General features: G+C 59.7%; 15 protein-coding genes, 1 tRNA gene and 1 pseudogene. 7 read left to right on the plus strand and 10 right to left on the minus strand.

The window, feature by feature from the left end; translation table 11 throughout:
* Positions 1–62 precede the first annotated feature (62 nt).
* On the plus strand, positions 63–575 hold the full coding sequence (locus AC01YT_RS12130) for a redoxin domain-containing protein (protein ID WP_424912825.1): 513 nt from the start codon (positions 63–65) through the stop codon (positions 573–575).
* On the opposite strand, the gene AC01YT_RS12135 is transcribed toward AC01YT_RS12130, so the two are convergent.
* The 9 genes and pseudogenes from AC01YT_RS12135 to AC01YT_RS12175 all read right to left on the minus strand — a co-directional run bounded on the left by AC01YT_RS12135 (position 572) and on the right by AC01YT_RS12175 (position 8736).
* On the minus strand, positions 572–1090 hold the full coding sequence (locus AC01YT_RS12135; protein ID WP_476675795.1) for an EamA family transporter: 519 nt from the start codon (positions 1088–1090) through the stop codon (positions 572–574). The genes AC01YT_RS12130 and AC01YT_RS12135 overlap by 4 nt on opposite strands.
* A pseudogene (locus tag AC01YT_RS12140) lies at positions 1079–1474 on the minus strand (DMT family transporter); the annotation flags it as partial. The pseudogene AC01YT_RS12140 and the gene AC01YT_RS12135, both read right to left, overlap by 12 nt.
* Positions 1475–1533: 59 nt before the next feature.
* Positions 1534–2265 (minus strand): lysophospholipid acyltransferase family protein, encoded by a 732-nt coding sequence (locus AC01YT_RS12145; protein ID WP_476675769.1) that lies wholly within the window; start codon positions 2263–2265, stop codon positions 1534–1536.
* A gap of 15 nt (positions 2266–2280) precedes the next feature.
* Positions 2281–2952 carry a DedA family protein gene (locus AC01YT_RS12150; RefSeq protein ID WP_476675771.1) on the minus strand — a complete coding sequence of 224 codons (672 nt, stop codon included), beginning with the start codon at positions 2950–2952 and terminating at the stop codon, positions 2281–2283.
* A 22-nt stretch (positions 2953–2974) separates the two neighbouring features.
* Complete coding sequence (locus tag AC01YT_RS12155; RefSeq protein WP_476675773.1) at positions 2975–4222, minus strand: PrsW family glutamic-type intramembrane protease; 1248 nt, start codon at positions 4220–4222, stop codon at positions 2975–2977.
* Positions 4219–5457, minus strand: a complete 1239-nt coding sequence (locus tag AC01YT_RS12160) for a peptidylprolyl isomerase (RefSeq protein ID WP_476675775.1) — start codon at positions 5455–5457, stop codon at positions 4219–4221. The genes AC01YT_RS12155 and AC01YT_RS12160 overlap by 4 nt, the downstream gene beginning before the upstream one ends.
* The gene (gene tmk, locus AC01YT_RS12165) at positions 5454–6113 is read right to left on the minus strand and encodes a dTMP kinase (protein WP_476675777.1); all 660 of its coding nucleotides are present in this window, start codon (positions 6111–6113) and stop codon (positions 5454–5456) included. Before tmk ends, AC01YT_RS12160 begins: the two co-directional genes overlap by 4 nt.
* A 35-nt stretch (positions 6114–6148) precedes the next feature.
* The gene (locus AC01YT_RS12170) at positions 6149–7774 is read right to left on the minus strand and encodes a R3H domain-containing nucleic acid-binding protein (RefSeq protein ID WP_476675779.1); all 1626 of its coding nucleotides are present in this window, start codon (positions 7772–7774) and stop codon (positions 6149–6151) included.
* Positions 7775–7812: 38 nt separating this feature from the next.
* The gene (locus tag AC01YT_RS12175) at positions 7813–8736 is read right to left on the minus strand and encodes a hypothetical protein (RefSeq protein WP_476675781.1); all 924 of its coding nucleotides are present in this window, start codon (positions 8734–8736) and stop codon (positions 7813–7815) included.
* Between the two features lie 255 nt (positions 8737–8991).
* Between AC01YT_RS12175 and AC01YT_RS12180 the strand changes: the two genes are divergently transcribed.
* Both AC01YT_RS12180 and AC01YT_RS12185 read left to right on the plus strand, forming a co-directional pair.
* Positions 8992–9591, plus strand: coding sequence for a MerR family transcriptional regulator (locus tag AC01YT_RS12180; RefSeq protein ID WP_476675783.1), 600 nt, complete (start codon positions 8992–8994; stop codon positions 9589–9591).
* 46 nt (positions 9592–9637) lie between these two features.
* Positions 9638–10888, plus strand: a complete 1251-nt coding sequence (locus AC01YT_RS12185) for a vWA domain-containing protein (protein ID WP_476675785.1) — start codon at positions 9638–9640, stop codon at positions 10886–10888.
* A 105-nt stretch (positions 10889–10993) separates the two neighbouring features.
* On the opposite strand, the gene ychF is transcribed toward AC01YT_RS12185, so the two are convergent.
* The gene (ychF, locus tag AC01YT_RS12190) at positions 10994–12061 is read right to left on the minus strand and encodes a redox-regulated ATPase YchF (protein ID WP_476675787.1); all 1068 of its coding nucleotides are present in this window, start codon (positions 12059–12061) and stop codon (positions 10994–10996) included.
* A 54-nt stretch (positions 12062–12115) separates the two neighbouring features.
* Here ychF and AC01YT_RS12195 point away from each other — a divergent pair.
* From AC01YT_RS12195 to AC01YT_RS12210, 4 genes are all read left to right on the plus strand, one after another.
* Positions 12116–12200 (plus strand) — tRNA-Leu (locus AC01YT_RS12195).
* A 147-nt stretch (positions 12201–12347) separates the two neighbouring features.
* The gene (locus tag AC01YT_RS12200; RefSeq protein WP_476675789.1) at positions 12348–13406 is read left to right on the plus strand and encodes an ABC transporter ATP-binding protein; all 1059 of its coding nucleotides are present in this window, start codon (positions 12348–12350) and stop codon (positions 13404–13406) included.
* Entirely contained in the window at positions 13403–13903 is a 501-nt protein-coding gene (locus AC01YT_RS12205) for a ribonuclease FAU-1 family protein (protein ID WP_476675791.1), read from the plus strand. The genes AC01YT_RS12200 and AC01YT_RS12205 overlap by 4 nt, the downstream gene beginning before the upstream one ends.
* A gap of 250 nt (positions 13904–14153) precedes the next feature.
* Positions 14154–16223, plus strand: a complete 2070-nt coding sequence (locus AC01YT_RS12210) for an ABC transporter substrate-binding protein (RefSeq protein ID WP_476675793.1) — start codon at positions 14154–14156, stop codon at positions 16221–16223.
* Positions 16224–16496: the final 273 nt, after the last annotated feature.

A 16496-nucleotide genomic window follows, 5' to 3' on the forward strand; every position in this document is an offset into this window, starting at 1 on the left:
AATTTTACCACTCTGAAGGAACCTTGCTTCGGTCGTTGGACTGAATGGGAGGGCTACGAACCATGACACCCACGATTGCCCTGGATTATCCAGCACCGTTATTCTCGTTGCCCGACCTGGAAGGTCGGCAGTGGTCGTTAGAGAGCCTGCGCGGCAAAATTGTCGTGCTGTATTTCTGGTCCGCGGAATGCGCCTGGTGCCAGCGCACCGATCCCCACGTGATGGCGCATGCTGCCAGGTGGGGTGAGCAGGTTGTGCTGTTGCCGATTGCCTCCGTTTTGGAAGAGACCCCGGACCAATTGCGGCAGGCGGCACAAGAACGCGGGCTGCCGCTGGTGTTGCAAGATGCTGCCCAGCAAGTGGCCAAAGCCTACCAGGTGCAAACCACACCGCATTTCTTTGTTATTGATGCCGAGGGCATCCTGCGGTACCAGGGCGCGTTCGATGATGTCACCTTCCGTCAGCGCACGCCTACTCGTTCCTATGTGGATGAGACTGTGCGGGCGCTGCTGGCCGGGCGTGCTCCCGAGATCAAAGAAACGCTGGCCTATGGCTGTGCGCTCACCTTGCACTAATCCGAGGTGATTGGCGAGAAGGGACGTTTAACCGTGCGGGATGGAAGCGGCCATTGCACCAGCGCCACCCCTAAGGTCACCAAAATCAGCCCGATCACTCCTTTCAGGTCCACCCCTTCGCCCAGGAAGAGCCAGGTCAGGAGTACAATTTGGGGCAACATGGTATTAGCCATCAGGCTGGATTCCACCGCGCTCAGCGTTTGCAGGGTATGGTCCCAGAGGGTGAAGGCAACGGCGGTATTGACCACCGCCAACCAGGTGATGATCGCCCACTGAACCAGCCCCAGGGAGGCCGATCCTTGCCAGAGCAGCCCGGCCGCCAGTAGTGACCAGGATCCCAAGCCCATGCTGAGGGTGGTCACGAGCAGAGGAGAGAGGCTGCGGAGCGAGTTGATCACCCGCCCCAGCAATGAAGACAATGCATTTGCCAGCATCCCCATCAAAGCCACCAGTAGCCCCATTGCTTTCGCGCCGCCGAGATTGAGGGGCAGGAAGTAAAGCAATGTCCCGCCCATGGAAAGCCCGATGCCTATCCACTGCCACCCGCTGGGGCGTTCGCGGGTCAATGTGGCGGCCAGCGCGGCGACGGCTAAGGGCGAAAGGTTCAGCATCAACGAGACGGTAGCCGAAGGGAGTAGCCCCAGACTGAAAAATTGCGCGCCCTGCGCCAGGGCGTAGAAGACCATCCCGTAGAGCAATAACTGCGCCTAATCGCGATAGGAGAAGGTGCCCAGGGTGGCCCGGTGTTGGGGCGAGATTAACAGCCAGGGCAAGAGACAGAGAAAGGCCAGGCAATAGCGCAATCCGGCAAAGGTCAGGGAAGGGAGTTCCGCCCGGAGCCCCAGTTTAATTAAGACCCATGAGGTGGACCATAAGAAGGTGACCAGCAGTGCTTCCAATACGGCGCGCCGGTGGGTCGGGGCAGACGGGGTAGGGCGAGAGGGTTTCCCCGCCGGGATTACAACCGCACGATCTCTTGAGGTGGGGGTGGGTTGCCCTCGGCTTCCAGTTCTTTGACCCGTGGGTGGTCGGCGTAGTAGCCGCGATAACTTTCGGGCAACAAGACCGCGATGCGGCACATGATCTCGTCCGTCTGGCGGCGCAGGTCTTCCTGGCGATTAGCCGGATTGAGCGGTGGCAGGCGGAAGGCGGGGCCAAAGCGGGCAGTGATCTTGCCGCGGCGCAGAGTCAGCAGGCTCTTGAGCGCCTTTTCGGTGCCGGCCAATCCGACCGGTACAATGGGCACGTTGGCTTTTTGGGCGATCAGCACCGTGCCAGCTTTGCCTTCCAAGAGTTTGCCGGTCGAACTGCGCGTGCCCTCCGGCGCAACGCCCAGGGCACGCCCCGAACGTAGGACCTCCACAGCTTGTTTAAGCGCGGTGAAGTCGGCTTTGGAACGGTCAATCCAGATCGCCTCGGCTACCTCGACCATGAAGCGAAAGAGCGGGTAACGCAGATACTTATCGGCCACTAGGGCGGTGATATCCGGACGCACCGGGTTGATGAACAGCAGAGGCACGTCCAGGCGACTGATGTGGTTGGTCACCACCAGAACCCCGCCCTCGCGGGGCAGATGTTCCAGGCCGATGAACTCGGTGCGGGTGAGGTGTTTGTACAGAAAGCGCAGTAGGGCTTGTAACTGCTCGCGGGTCATGATTGGTTGAGCCGAATGTTGAAGAGATTGTTCCATTGCTTAAATATAACCCTATTGTTCCACCGAGGTTTTCGGTTGAGCCGCTGGAACAGTTGCCCGTCGGTTGCGCAATGCTTCGATTACCGCCGGCAGCACCGAAATCAGGATGATGGCGATAATGATGAAAGAAAAGTTATCCTTCACAAACGGCAGGTTGCCGAAGAAATAGCCCCCGAAGATAAACAAGGCCGTCCAGACCAGGCCCCCAATGATGTTATAGGTGATGAAATAACCATAGCGCATCTGACCGATCCCGGCTACAAACGGGGCAAAGGTGCGGATGATGGGGATGAAGCGCGCCAGGAAGATGGTTTTGCCACCATGCTTGTCATAAAAGGCCTGGGTGCGTTCCAGGTATTCGCGCTTGAGCCAGCGCACGTTCTCGCGGAAGACGCGTGGGCCGACGTAGTGGCCAATCCAGTAGTTGGCCGTGTCGCCCAGAACGGCTGCCAGCCAGAGCATGAAGAAAAGTAGTGAGATGTTGAACGATCCCTTGGCGGCAAAGGCCCCGGCGGCAAACAGGAGCGAATCACCGGGGAGAAACGGCGTGACCACCAGCCCGGTTTCGATAAAGATCACAATGAACAAAATCAAATACGTCCACAAGCCAAAACTGCGGATAATCAGGTCAAGGTAGCGATCCAAATGCAGGATCAGATCAATGCCGAAGGAAATCCAGTCCACGGTGCACCTTCCAGGTGAGATTTCAACCCTTCGGCGGCGATGCGGATGCCGTCGAGGGGGTGGCAGAGCGGCGCAAGTAACGGTTAGCCGCCACAATGAAGATCAAATTAAGCATGCCCAACAGCCCCAAGATAAGCGGGGCTAAGTTGCTCAGGTGAGCCAGAGGCGAGGCTGTGCTCTCTGGGAGCGGGAACAGGGTGCCGATGCCCAGCAGCAAGCCAAACGTATTCCACAGACTGTGCAAAGCCACGGCCAGCAGGTAGGCGCTGACGACGCGCCAGAGGCTGCCACCCTGCCAGGCGGCGGCTAATGCCCAGCCCACCAGCCCGGTCGTGGTCATGTGGAGCAGGCCAGTGCCCAGGCGCCCGATCAGGGTGGGCAGGCTACCCATCCCGGCGATGCCGCTGAGGGCGCTAAGGTTTTCCAGCAGGGCAAAGCAGGCCCCGGACAACACACCGAGCAGAAATCCCTGGGCTGGGGTGATCTTGCGTCCCACAAACGTCCACAACGCCAGCGGTTTGAGCAGTTCCTCAATCAGCGGGATCGCCCCTGCCACCAGGAGTAGGGTCAGCGTGATGACGCCGGGCTGGGCGAAGAGATCCTGAAGGTAGGCTTCCAAAACGCGTGGATCTACCGTCTCCAGGGTGGAGAGTAGCTCCTGTAACTGCTGTGCCAGGTCGGGCTGTGCAGCAATCCAGGCCATAGCCATCAGGCCCAAGATCATAAACAGGCCCACCTCCACGATCAGGATCAGCGGCATGGTCACCACCAGGCTGGTGCTGATCGTACCCCACCAATCGCTTTCCCACTCCAGAGCCAGTCCGTGAGCCCCGAGGTGCAAAAACCACAGCAAGGGCACCAGCGCCCCTACCAAAAGCAGGGGGGGCAAGAGCAACCAGGCAACGGCAACCTTTTCCAGGGCGCTGTAAAAGGTGACCAGCAGCGGCCACAGGAGCATGCCCAGGGTCAGGGCAGGCAACCAGCGCCCTAGCGAGCGCATGGGGTGGGGCTGTCCGCGCCAAGCCCGATAGGAGTGCATCACCCCGGGCAGGCACACCACGGCGACCAGGAGCGCCGCGGCGGCTAGACTTATGGCGCCGGTGGCTTGTTGCACGCCCTCAGTTTCACCGGCTGCCAGCGCCAGGAGACCCAAAAACGCCAGCACAGCGGCTCCGCCCAGCCCCAACAGAACCCCAAGGCTGCTGAAGATGAGAAAAAGCACGCTTTGCCAGGACGAGGGCATTGAAGACGGTGAAGGCGAATCGGTCATTGCTCGGTGATGGTCACACTGAGGATTTTATCCCCGGAGGGGAGTGGGCCCTGACTTTGATCGGGGTCGCGCGGGGTGAGTGCTTTGAGGACCTCCATCCCCGCAATCACCTCGCCGAAGATGGTGTAGTTGCCATCCAGGTTGGGTAGCGCCTGATAGGTGATGAAAAATTGGCTGCCGTTGGTGTTGGGGCCGGCGTTGGCCATACCGACCACGCCCGGCCGGTCATATTTGAGATTGGGATCAATCTCATCCGGGAATTGATAACCGGGCCCGCCCAGCCCGGTGCCGGTAGGGTCGCCGGTTTGGGCGACGAAGTCGGGAATCACGCGATGGAAGGTGATGTTGTTGTACCAACCGTTGCGCGCCAGGAAGACAAAGTTGTTGACGGTGAAGGGCGCTTTATCGGCGTAGAGGCGAATGACGATATCGCCTTTTTCGGTCTTAAGCGTAGCGGTGTATTGCTTGCTCGGGTTGATGACCATGGGCGGACATTGCTTGTACTGACGATCGCGCAATTTGTGCAAGTCGAGAATGAGATTGAGCGTTTGGGTATCGTAAGGCACGCGGTCGGTGGGGGTGAAGATCAGTTGGTCATCGAGGAAGATGAATAGCGAGGGCGTGCCGCTGAGCCCGAGATCCAGCGCCGCTTGATAGGCTTGCTTGACTTTATCCACAATGGCCGTGCTCTTCATGTCCTTCGCCAAGCGCTGGACATCCAATCCTAGTGTGGCCGCCTGTTGGAGCACCCAGGTTTCAAACTCGTTCGGGGTCTGGGTGGCCCAGGATTGCTGCTGTTCAAAGAGCAGGTCGTGCATCTCCCAGAACTTGCCCTGCAAAGCCGCCGCCTCGGCGACCTGCGCCGCCAGTTGGGCTTTGTCGTGCGAATTCAGCGGAAAGTGGCGAAAAACAACCCGAACTTCCTCAGGATGCTGAGTTTCAAAATCTTTGAGAAAGCCCGTTGCCAGGCCGCAATACGGGCATTGGAAATCGCTGTACTCCAGGATGCTCACCCGGGCGTGATCGGCGCCGCGTCGGTGGTCATCCTTGCTGATGGGGGGGAGTTTCAGATCAGCCGGATTCTTAGGGCTTGGGAACAGATCTACCACCCGGCACTCGGTGGGTGGAGCGGCTTCGGTCGGGGCGGGGGTCGGTGTGGCGGTTGGTGCCGGGGTGGCCGGGGCACACGCGCTGAGGATAAGCGCAAGGATTGACAACCAGAGAACGTTCTTCATGCAGCGGAGTCCTTTCTTTCCGTCAGGCTTGCCGAAGCGGTGGGGTGCTGCAGGCGTTCTAGCACCACGTGGCGTAAGGTAGATTGTACCACCGCCAATGGCTGCGAGGCATCGACGATGATCCAGCGCTGGGGTTCCTGGCGCGCCAGTTCCAGGTAGCCCTGGCGTACCCGGCGGTGAAAATCCAGATCGTAGGCGTCCAGGCGGTTCCACTGCCCGGCACTGCGCCGCCGCTGCAGACCGACTTCGGGGTCTATGTCCAACAGAAAGGTGAGGTCGGGGATCAGGCCGCCGGTGGCAAAGGCCAGCAGGGTGCGCAAGATCTCAAGGGAGACGCCATGCCCATATCCCTGGTAGGCCAGGGTGGAATCGGCGTAGCGATCACACAGCACCAGCGTTCCCTGCGCCAGGGCGGGACGGATTACTTCCTCAACCAACTGTGCCCGCGCGGCTAAAAAGAGCAAAATTTCGGTGCGGGGATGCATGGCCGCATTTTGCAGATCGGTCAGGATCGCCCGCACCTGGTCGCCGATGCTGGTGCCACCCGGCTCGCGCGTGGTGAGCACGGCGTAGCCCTGCTGGCGTAAAAACTCAGCCAGTTCGCGTGCCTGGGTGGTCTTGCCACTGCCTTCCGGCCCTTCGAGGGTGATGAACACGGTCGAATGCTCCCGATCAGAACGCGTGGGCGGACTCAATCGCGGAAGATGCGCACGCGGCGATTGGGTTCTTTGCCGTAGGAATGCGAGACTAGGTTATACTGCCGGGCCATTTGATGCTGAAAGCGGCGCACCTCTGCTGAGGCCGGGGGCAGGTCCACATAGCGCTGGCCGTTCAAGACGCTTTGGATGGCGATTTGGGTCTGGGCGGCGATGACCTCCCACTCCGCCGGCGTGTTTTCCGGGGTCAGGTTGAACATTTCCACCAGCGATTGCTCCATTTGGTTAATGGTGTTGGCCCGCAAGACATAAATGGGCATCTGACGTTCCTCGGCGATGATCACCGGCTGTTGGCGCGAGCGGTAGTAGGTACGTAGGGTCATCAGCACATCCGCCTCTTCCAGGGTAGGGACGACGATGACCGGCACCCCAAGGCGTTTGGCCGCCTGCAGCAGACGGTTACGGGCCACGCCATAGGGGTAAATGCGAATGGTGGGCAGCGGTGCCGGGGGTGTGGCGGGACTCGGCTCATACTCGGGCGCCGGTGTTGGGGCGGGTTGGGCCGGGGGGCGCGAGCTGCGCCCGGTGGCAGGGGCGTAGTCGGTGGCGTTGCCGAAGGCACGGCGCAACCCGCTCGGCAAGGGGCGTGGCATGGCCGGTGCCGCCGGGCGTTCGATATGGATCTCGCCGTTTTCGTCGCGGTAGCGAATCTCCGGCGGGATGGGGTAACCCCGCAGCAGTGCATCCACTGCGGCGGCCACGTCCGGGTGCACGTGTAAGCGGTTACGTTCCTGAATCTCGACCAGCACGTCAAACGTGGGTGGCGAGCGGCGTTCCAGCACCGTTTTCTGCGTCCCCCGGCGGCGTGCTTCTTCGTCTGAAAGCGTCACCGACTCCACTCCACCCACCAGGTCGGAGAGGGTGGGGTTGAGCAGCAGGTTTTCCAGCGTGCGCCCGTGGGCAGTAGCCACCAATTGCACCCCGCGCTCGGCAATGGTGCGGGCGGCCTGAGCCTCCAGTTCGCGCCCGATCTCGTCAATGATGATGACCTCGGGGTTGTGGTTTTCCACCGCCTCGATCATCACCTCGTGTTGCAGCGAGGGTGTGGGCACCTGCATGCGGCGCGCCTTACCCACGGCCGGATGTGGCACGTCACCATCGCCCCCGATTTCGTTCGAGGTATCTACAATCACTACGCGGGTCTTCTCGGCCAGGATGCGCGCTGCTTCGCGCAGCATAGTGGTCTTGCCCACGCCCGGACGCCCCAGGAGCAGGATGCTCTTGCCCGACTCGATGAGGTCCTGGATGATATCAATGGTGCCGTAGACGGCGCGGCCCACGCGGCAGGTCAGGCCTACAATGTGCCCTTTGCGATTGCGGATGGCCGAGATGCGGTGCAAGGTGCGCTCAAGGCCGGCGCGGTTATCGGCATCGAACTCACCCACCCGTGAGACCACGGTTTGGATGTCGTCGTGGGTGACCTCTTGCTCCAACAGAACGACCTCACGGTCCACAAAGCGGGCCATGGGCGGCCGCCCGAGGTCGAGAATGATCTCCAGTAAGTTGTCGCTGTCATCCTCGCGCACCACGGCTTCGGCAACCCGCGGCGGCAGGACATCCAGCAAGGCTTGCAAGTCATCGGTAATTCGCAGTTGTGTCATAGTCCTTCATCACCTGTTAATCGTTCCAAGGTTGCAACTCAATTGTAATAGGATTCATGCGTTACGGCGCCCTCAGGTAAAACGACCCGGGCCGGAAGGGGGCGCGTTTCTTCCGGCAGGGGGCCCATCAGCGCCGGCTGACGGTTATCGCGGCTGGCTGTGGCCGGCGCTAAGATCGGCGCGCGCTGGGCTAAGGTCAGGTGGCGCACCAACAAGGCGTGTTGAACCACCGCTTCGCCACCCAGGTCGCGCAGGGCGTCTTCCAACCAGGCCTGGTAAGAGCGCACGGCCACATATACCGGGCGCCCGAGCGAGAAGTGCAGGCCGCGCAAGTAGGAGCGCAGTGCTGCCGCCGGCTGGCGCACTTCTGGGTGGAACAGCGGGTAGAGCAAGATGCCCCGCGGGCCGAAATGGGCTTCCATGAAGCCCAGCAGTTCGCCACCCTGCTGATAGACCATGCCGGCCAGCCCATGCGCCCCGAACGGCTCGGCGCGCTGGACCAGCGGCGGGGTTAGCGCCTGATAGAGGCTGCGGATGGCGAACTCATCCAGCGCGGTGAGGGGCAACCATTCGCCCGCAGGCTCGTCGTTGGGCGGTACATTGCCCAGCCGCCAGACGCGCTGGCGGGCGTAAACCGCAAACCCACTCTGGCGCAGGCCCTCAAAAAGTGGGCTTTCGTCCTCAACAGCGGCCAGCAGTCCCAATCCACCCTGTTGCCCCACCTGGCGTGCCAGTTCGTCCATTAAGCGCGCCACCAACGTCATTGGGGACACAGCGGGCAGGACAAAAGTGACCTGACCAAAGGTGTGGTCATTGCGAAGACTGGCCTGCCCAATCAGGTTAGGGTGGCCCTCGCCAGGTTGCAAGACCGCGGTGAAGGCGTTCTCTTCCAGGCGCAGGTGGCGCAAAACGACCCAGAATCCCAGCGGCCGGCCACGCGTCAGCGCCAGGACGCTATCCAAACACGCTATCTGATGACGGTAGCGATATAACGTTATTAAATCAGCCCAGTTAAAAGGTCGCGCCTTTATCGTGCCAACTCCAGGATGACCACCGAAGCCACGCTTTCTGGTTTTGATTTTACCACGACCTTGCCGTATGGACAATAGGTATAGAACAATTGTTCGTATTACGCCTTGGAATTATGACACCATGACGTAAAACTGAGAAATTGGTTATTGACAACGTTACGTAATACTGTTATAATACGAACAACCATGGAAAACTCGAGCGCACGAACCTACACGATTCATGAACTGGCCGAACGCTGTGGGGTTACGCCGCGCACGATCCGCTTTTACATCGAGGAGGGCTTGCTTCCCCCACCTCTGCAAGAGGGGCGCATCGGGCTCTACACCGATGAGCACGTTGAGCGGATGGAATTGATCCGCCAACTCAAAGAGGCCTTTCTCCCCCTGCGGGAGATCCATCGCCTGGTCAATTCGCTGAGCAGTGCCGAAATCCGTGCCCTGCTGGAGACCTTGCCCCGTACCCCTTATGCGGCGCCGTCGGAAGAGGCTGAAAGTCGCCCAGTAGGGCAGAGTGCGTTAGATTACATTCGTTCTTTGCAAAAGGGGGTGACCCGAGAGGAAGATAGGACCGATTCAACTCAAACCTACCAAGAGGCGCACGCTGCATTGTTGCGAAAGGTGCGCCGGGAGGAGCTGGCGCCGGATGAGGATGAATTTGCCCGCTGGCAACGCATCACCATCGTCCCGGGCCTGGAGATCCACATCCGCGAATCCAGCGACTACCACTTTGTTTCGCGAGTGCGTCAACTGTTGGAGTTTGCCCGTCATCTGTTTCGTGTGGAGTAACTAAACCGGTCTAACTCAATTTAATACCAGAAAGGGGAGTGTTCTCATGTCTGAGTCACCTTTACATTTGCATGTTGAGGGCGATCAGATGCTTGTTGCCCGTGAAGCCCCAACCCGCCGCGTCGTCGAAGTCGTCATTACAGCCCCTGAGCATGCGCACCAGACCCGGCAACGCATTCCGTTAAACCTGGCGCTGGTGCTCGACCGCAGTGGCTCCATGAGCGGGGAAAAATTGCGTTACGTCAAGCAGGCTGCGATGTATCTGGTTGGAACCCTGGAGGAGACCGATCAATTGGCGTTTGTGGTTTATCACGATCGAGTTGACATCCTCAGCCCCGGCCTCCCACTGACCCCCGCGCACCGTCAGCATCTGCTGGATGCCATCCGGCAAGTGGAATGCGGGGGCTTTACCGACCTTTTCGGGGGCTGGCTGGCCGGGTGCGAACTGGCCGCTAAAGCCGCAACCACGGCACACCTTAACCGCGTCCTCTTGCTGACCGACGGCCTGGCTAATGTGGGCATTACGGATCCTGAGGCGTTGACGCATCATGCGCGCGAACTGGCGCGGCGCGGGATACCCACCTCTACCTTTGGGGTTGGGCTGGACTTCGACGAGCATTTGCTGGAGCGCATGGCGACGGAAGGGGATGGCAACTTCCATTTCATTGAGACGCCGCAGGATATCCCGAGCATCTTTGCCCGTGAGTTTAAAGAATTGATCACGATCACTGCGCGCGAGGTTGAACTCACGGTGGACATACCCAAAGGGGTGACGGTCAATGTGTGTGGCGGCTGGCGGTACACCCTTGAAGATGGACGTCTGCGTCTGGCCGTCGGTGCTTTGGCGGAGAAGCGCTCGCAGGAACTCTATCTGGAGGTCACCACGCCGCCGGATGCCGAGGCTAAGGACCTTACGCTCACCTTCCTAGTGCGGGCGCGGGATGAAGCGAACGGCGTTCTGGAAGCCCGGGCGGAGCGCACGTTTACCTATGTGAGTCAGGATGAAGTAGCCGCGGCGGCGGTCAACCAGGATTTACTGGCGCGTTATGCCAAGGTGGCCCTGGCTGATGCCAGCCTGGAAGCACTGCGCTTGGAGCGCGAGGGACGGCGGCATGAAGCTCGGAGTTCCATCCTGAGCCGCTTCAGCCAGGTAAGACCAGCCATGGATGCACAGACCCGCACCGAGTATGAGCAGTTTGTGCAGCGCATCGAAGAGGGGCTGGAAGAAGACGAACGCAAGCGGCTGTTACAACAACGCCATGTGGAACGGCGGCGGCGTGAAGATTGGTGGCCCTGAGCCGGGGAAGACATCTGGCGCGCGGTGAACAGGGGGTGCCGCGCTTTAGCACGGGAAGGATCGTTCAGGGGTGTCGTGCCCTTGAGCGATCCTTCAGTTATCTCTCTAACCGCTAAACCTTATCGTCAGGATGTCGCCGTCCTGCACCACGTACTCCTTGCCTTCCAGGCGCAGTTTTCCCTTCGCCCGCGCTTCGCTCATACCTCCCAGGGCAACCAGATCGTCAAAACTGATCACTTCGGCACGGATGAAGCCCTTCTGCATGTCGGTATGGATTTCGCCTGCGGCTTCGGGAGCGGTGGCGCCACGGCGCACCGTCCAGGCGCGCACTTCATCCGGACCTACGGTGAAGAACGACTGCACCCCCAGCAACTCATAGGAAAGACGAATGACCTTATTGAGCCCGGGCTCGCTCAAACCATATGCCTGCATGAATTCTGCCGCCTCGTCCGGGGGTAACTGAGCCAGGTCCATCTCCAACTTGCCCTGCAGCGCCACCACCTGACTGCGTCGGTGGGGATACGAGACCGTGGGTGGCGTTTGTCCTTCGGCCAGGTTGAGCACGATTAGCATGGGTTTGCGGGTGAGAAAGCCGAACCCCGCCAGCAGGTGTTCATCCTCGGCGCTGAGGTCAAGGTCGCGGAGCGGGGTTTCGGTGCTCAGGGCCTGGTGCAGCCGTTCGAAGAGGGCCACCTCGCGTTCCAGGCTAGCCTTATCCCGCGCGCCCTTGCGCCGTTCTTCATTTAACCGCTCTAATTTACGCTCCACCGCGATCAGGTCATTGAGAATGAATTCGCTCTCCATGACCGCAATGTCGCGTTGGGGGTCGAGGCTGCCCAGCGGGTGCGGGATAGCCTCATCCTCAAAACAGCGCGCCACCTGGATGAAGCCGTCCATCTGGGTAAGTTGATTGAGTAGCGGCCCGGGCAGTCCCCCCTGACTGCGCGTGCCCTCGATGCCGGCAATATCCACGTAGGTCACTTTGGCGTAGATGACCTTTTTGGGGTTGAACATCGCCGCCAGACGATCCACGCGCGGGTCGGGCACATCCACAACCGCGGTATGCATGGCAACCTTGCCGGCGGAGAGGCCGGTGGGCTGATGACCGCGGGTGAGGGCGTTAAAAATCGTGGTCTTTCCGGATTGAGGTAAACCGATGATTCCCAAGCGCATGTCAATATCCCTTGACCCTGAACCGAGTTCTCATTATACTAAGTAACAACGCACGCCGAAGTGGCGGAACTGGCAGACGCGCACGACTCAAAATCGTGTCCCGAAAGGGGTGTGGGTTCGACTCCCACCTTCGGCACCAGAGAAATACCCTCACCTGGCTTGCAGCGCTGCTTCCGGCGCTATTTTGTTTTAGCAGGGGGAATTATATCATGGGCAGGAATGGATCGCCGCGGTGGGCGGTTTATGGTAGGATTAGCGGCGATGTGATTCGCGCGAGGTTAAGGACATGCTTGAGGTAAGGGAGATTTGGAAATCCTACGCGGGCCAGCCCCTGCTGTGCGGGGTTTCGTTCGAGGTGCGACCCGGTGAAACGGTGTGCCTGCTGGGGCCCTCGGGGAGCGGTAAGAGCACGTTACTGCGCATTATCGCCGGGCTGGAGGTGCCGGAGCAGGGACAGGTGCTGTGGCAGGGAGAGGATCTGGCCGCCGTGCCGGTGCATCAGCGCCACTTCGGGTTGATGTTTCAGGATTATGCTCTTTTCCCGCACCGCAGCGTGGCCGAAAACGTGGCTTTTGGCCTACGCATGCGGGGCCTGCCGCGGGATGAAATCGCGCGGCGCGTCGAGGATGCCCTGGCGCGGGTCAACCTGCGGGAGTTTGCCCGCCGCCGCGTGACGGATCTCTCGGGTGGGGAGCAACAGCGGGTGGCTCTGGCACGTGCCCTGGCACCACGCCCGCGCTTGCTGATGCTGGATGAGCCCCTGGGAGCACTCGACCGCGCCTTGCGCGAGCAATTGAGCGAGTTTCTGCGCACACTATTGCACGAAAGCGGCATCCCGACGATTTACGTCACCCATGACCAGGAAGAAGCCTTTGCCATCGCCGACCGCCTGATTCTGCTCCACCAGGGGCGCGTGGTACAGGCTGGCCCACCGGATGTCGTCTATGCCCGCCCGGCTACTCCGTGGGTGGCGCGCTTCCTCGGCCTGACCAATTTGCTCCCGGCGCGGGTGCAAAGCCGGCAGCCTTTACGGCTGGAAACCCCCCTGGGCGTGCTGGACGTGGCATCCGACGCCGCCGCCACGTCTTGGCAGGAAGGGCAGAGGGTCACAGCGCTGGTGCGCCCGAACGCCGCGCGCCGGGTTGAACCAGGACAGGCTGGCCCCAACCATGTTGAAGGAACAGTGGAGGATGTGGTTTTCCGTGGCGAGGGTTATCGTATGATATTGCGCTGTCGGGATGGAGTACGCCTGAGTTTTACACTGCACCAGCCGGTTCAACCCGGCACGTCTCTAACCCTCAGCCTGGATCCGAGTGGCATCCTGCCTTTGGAGGCCGAGGCATGAGCGCCGATGAATGGGTATGGGTGATCAAAAAGGACGTGACCGGGCGTGAGATGTGGCGCTACCGCGGGCGGGTGGTTGCGCGTTATCCTCGAGGGGCACTGGTGGAGGCTTTTTTCGACCGTGAAGAAATGCCTTTTTTCGGCGTTGTTCTGCGCCCGGGAGATCGCTTTCTCGAAGCCTATTTCAGTGACCGCTGGTATAACCTCTTCGAAATCCACGACCGTGATACCGATGCGCTCAAGGCCTGGTACGCCAACATCACCTGCCCGGCGGAGATCAGTGTTGAGGCCATTGCCTATGTTGACCTAGCGCTGGACCTGCTGGTTTATCCTGATGGGCAACAGAAGGTGCTGGACGAGGCTGAGTTTGCCGCCTTGCCCCTGACCGCGGATGAGCGCTTGCACGCTCTGGCGGCGTTAGGGGAGTTGCAGAGCCTTTGGGCTGCACCTGGGGCCCCGTTGCGCTGGCAGGGGTTGCGCGGTTTATTCTCCACCTGAAAATCCGGAGATAATACGTCTTACTTGGGAATTGACTTGACGCACTTTTTCCCCTTATGCTATACTTTTTTTGCCCATAGTCGTATGGGTAGGCTGGAGGCTGGAGAGGTCATGAGAGACTGGCAATCACCGGCTCGTTGCCCGAATAAAATGGAGGGTCAGAACCGGGTGGCTGTCGAGAGAGGACAATCCAAGGCCTCCCCACGTCGTTTTTAAACCCCCCACATTTTTGATATAAAGGAGGAGAGTTATGAAACGCCACCTATTGTTCGTGTTCAGCGTGCTTCTGATCGCGAGCATGGTGCTGGCTGCGTGCGCTCAGGCCACGCCGACCCAACCCCCGGCCGAAGCCACGCAACCCCCCGCGCAGGAGCAACCCACCCAACCTCCGGCGGAGCAACCCACTCAGCCCACGACCGAGCGCGCCCCGGTCATTCGCTTCGCCACCCTGGAGGACATGACCACCACCAATGTCTGGGCGCTCTTTGATGATGTCGGTGCTTCCTATTGGAACTACGTGGTGCAAATCTATCACTGGCCAACGCTGTTCTCCCTCTCGGATCAGCGCTATGACTTTATCCCCGCGGTCGCGGCCGATTTCCCCAGCGAGTTCACCCAGGAAGGTGACCTCTACGTTGCCACGGTCAAACTCAAGGATGGGCTGGTGTGGAGCGATGGTAGCCCGGTGACCGCAGAGGATGTCGCTTTCACTGCCAACACCGTCCTCAAATTCAAACTCGGCCTCAACTGGCAGTCCGGCTATAATCCCGACTACCTGGTCAAGGTTGAGGCGGTGGATCCGTTGACGGTGAAGTTCTACTATAACACCATCCCCGGCCTTTCCCTGTGGCAGTACGGCGTCTTACAGTCGCCCTTTGTCAATAAGGCTTACTGGGAGCCCAAGATTGCCGATGCCCTGGCCATCGTGAACAGCGACGAGTACAAAGCGCTTGAGCAGCAGGTGGCCGACCTGGAGAAAGCGGTCAAGGAAGGCACCGCGACCAAGGAAGAATTGGACGCCAAGAAGGGCGAACTGGATGCCAAACTCAAAGAAGCGGTGGATATCCTGCATAAATTGGATAACGAGGGCGAGCCCACCTTTGGCGCTTGGCGCTTGGAGAAGTGGGAAGTGGGCGCCTTTGCCGAGAACCGCGTCAACGAGAAGAACTTCTTCATTGGCACGGTGGTGGAAGAATACGCCAACGGCGCTTACCGTGAGTATAAAGAAGACGGTTCCTACGAATTCACCGCCTACGGCACCCCCGAGGGCGAGAAAGTCCTCGAGTACAAGAGTGGCCCCTACTTCGATAGCGCGCTCTATACGCTCTACGGCAACCCCGATGCGGCGGTGCTGGCGTTGCGTAACAACGACGTGGACTTCCTGCTCAACCCCAGCGGTTTGCAGCAAGGTTTTGTAGATCAATTGAAGGAAGACCCCAACATTACCATTGTCGAGAACAAGCAGAACGGCTTCCGCTACTTAGCCTTCAACCAGAACCGCTCTTACTTCAAGGGTGAGGCGGGCAAGGCGTTGCGCCAAGCGATCGCCTGCATGATTGATCTCGACTTCCTGGCCCAGCGCGTCCTTCAGGGTGCAGTACTGCCGGTTTACACACTGGTACCCGAGGGCAATGGTTTCTGGCATAATCCTGATGTGCCGAAGTGGTGCGTCGGCGATGATACCAAGACCCGTATGGAGAAGGCGGTGCAGATCCTGAAAGACGCCGGCTTCACCTGGGAGAAGGAACCCTCTTGGAACGAAGCCCGTGGCGGTTCGGTGGAGTACGGCCAGGGCTTGAAACTGCCCAATGGCGAGAAATTCCCCGAGGTCAAATTGCTGGCGCCCTCCGCGGGGTATGACCCCTTGCGCGCGACCGCGGGTGTTTACATCGAGCAATGGATGCGCCAGTTGGGCATCCCGGCTACCGCTGAATTGACCAACTTCAACAACATCCTCTCCGCCGTCTATGATACGGGCGATTACGATATGTTCATCCTGGGCTGGGGCTTGAGCATCTATCCGGATTACATCTGCACCTTCTTCGACAGCGGTGTGCCTACCAACCCCTACGGGTATGAGAGCACGGCGCTGAAAGAGAAGTGCGATGCCTTCTTGCTCGAGACCGACATCAACAAAGCCAAAGAGTTGGCATTTGAGATCCAGAACATCCTGGCCACAGAATTGCCCTACATCACCCTCTTCACCAACCCGATTTACGACGCCTTCCGCAACCTCGAATACCCCTACACCGAGGTGCTGGATGGCATCGGCTCCGGGCTCTACGGTGCGCCCACCCTGGCCAAGCCGGCCGCGCAGTAACATCATCTGCGAACAACGAGAGGTTGAGGGACACTCCCTCAACCTCTCGTTTTGTCTCTTGGATGTAAGAAGGGATGTTTTAGGGGTCAAAAATCCTCCTCATTATTGGACATTTGTTACCTCACCCTCGGCTGACATATCTCAAAAAACATGATAAGATACTCAAATCCTTCCTTCAAAAACCTTTTGAGGAGTTGGGATGCTCAAATATATTGCCAACCGCCTATTGCAGATCATCGTTACCCTCTTTATTTTCTTCGCCCTGACCTATTT

This window comes from Thermanaerothrix sp. (assembly GCF_056331585.1).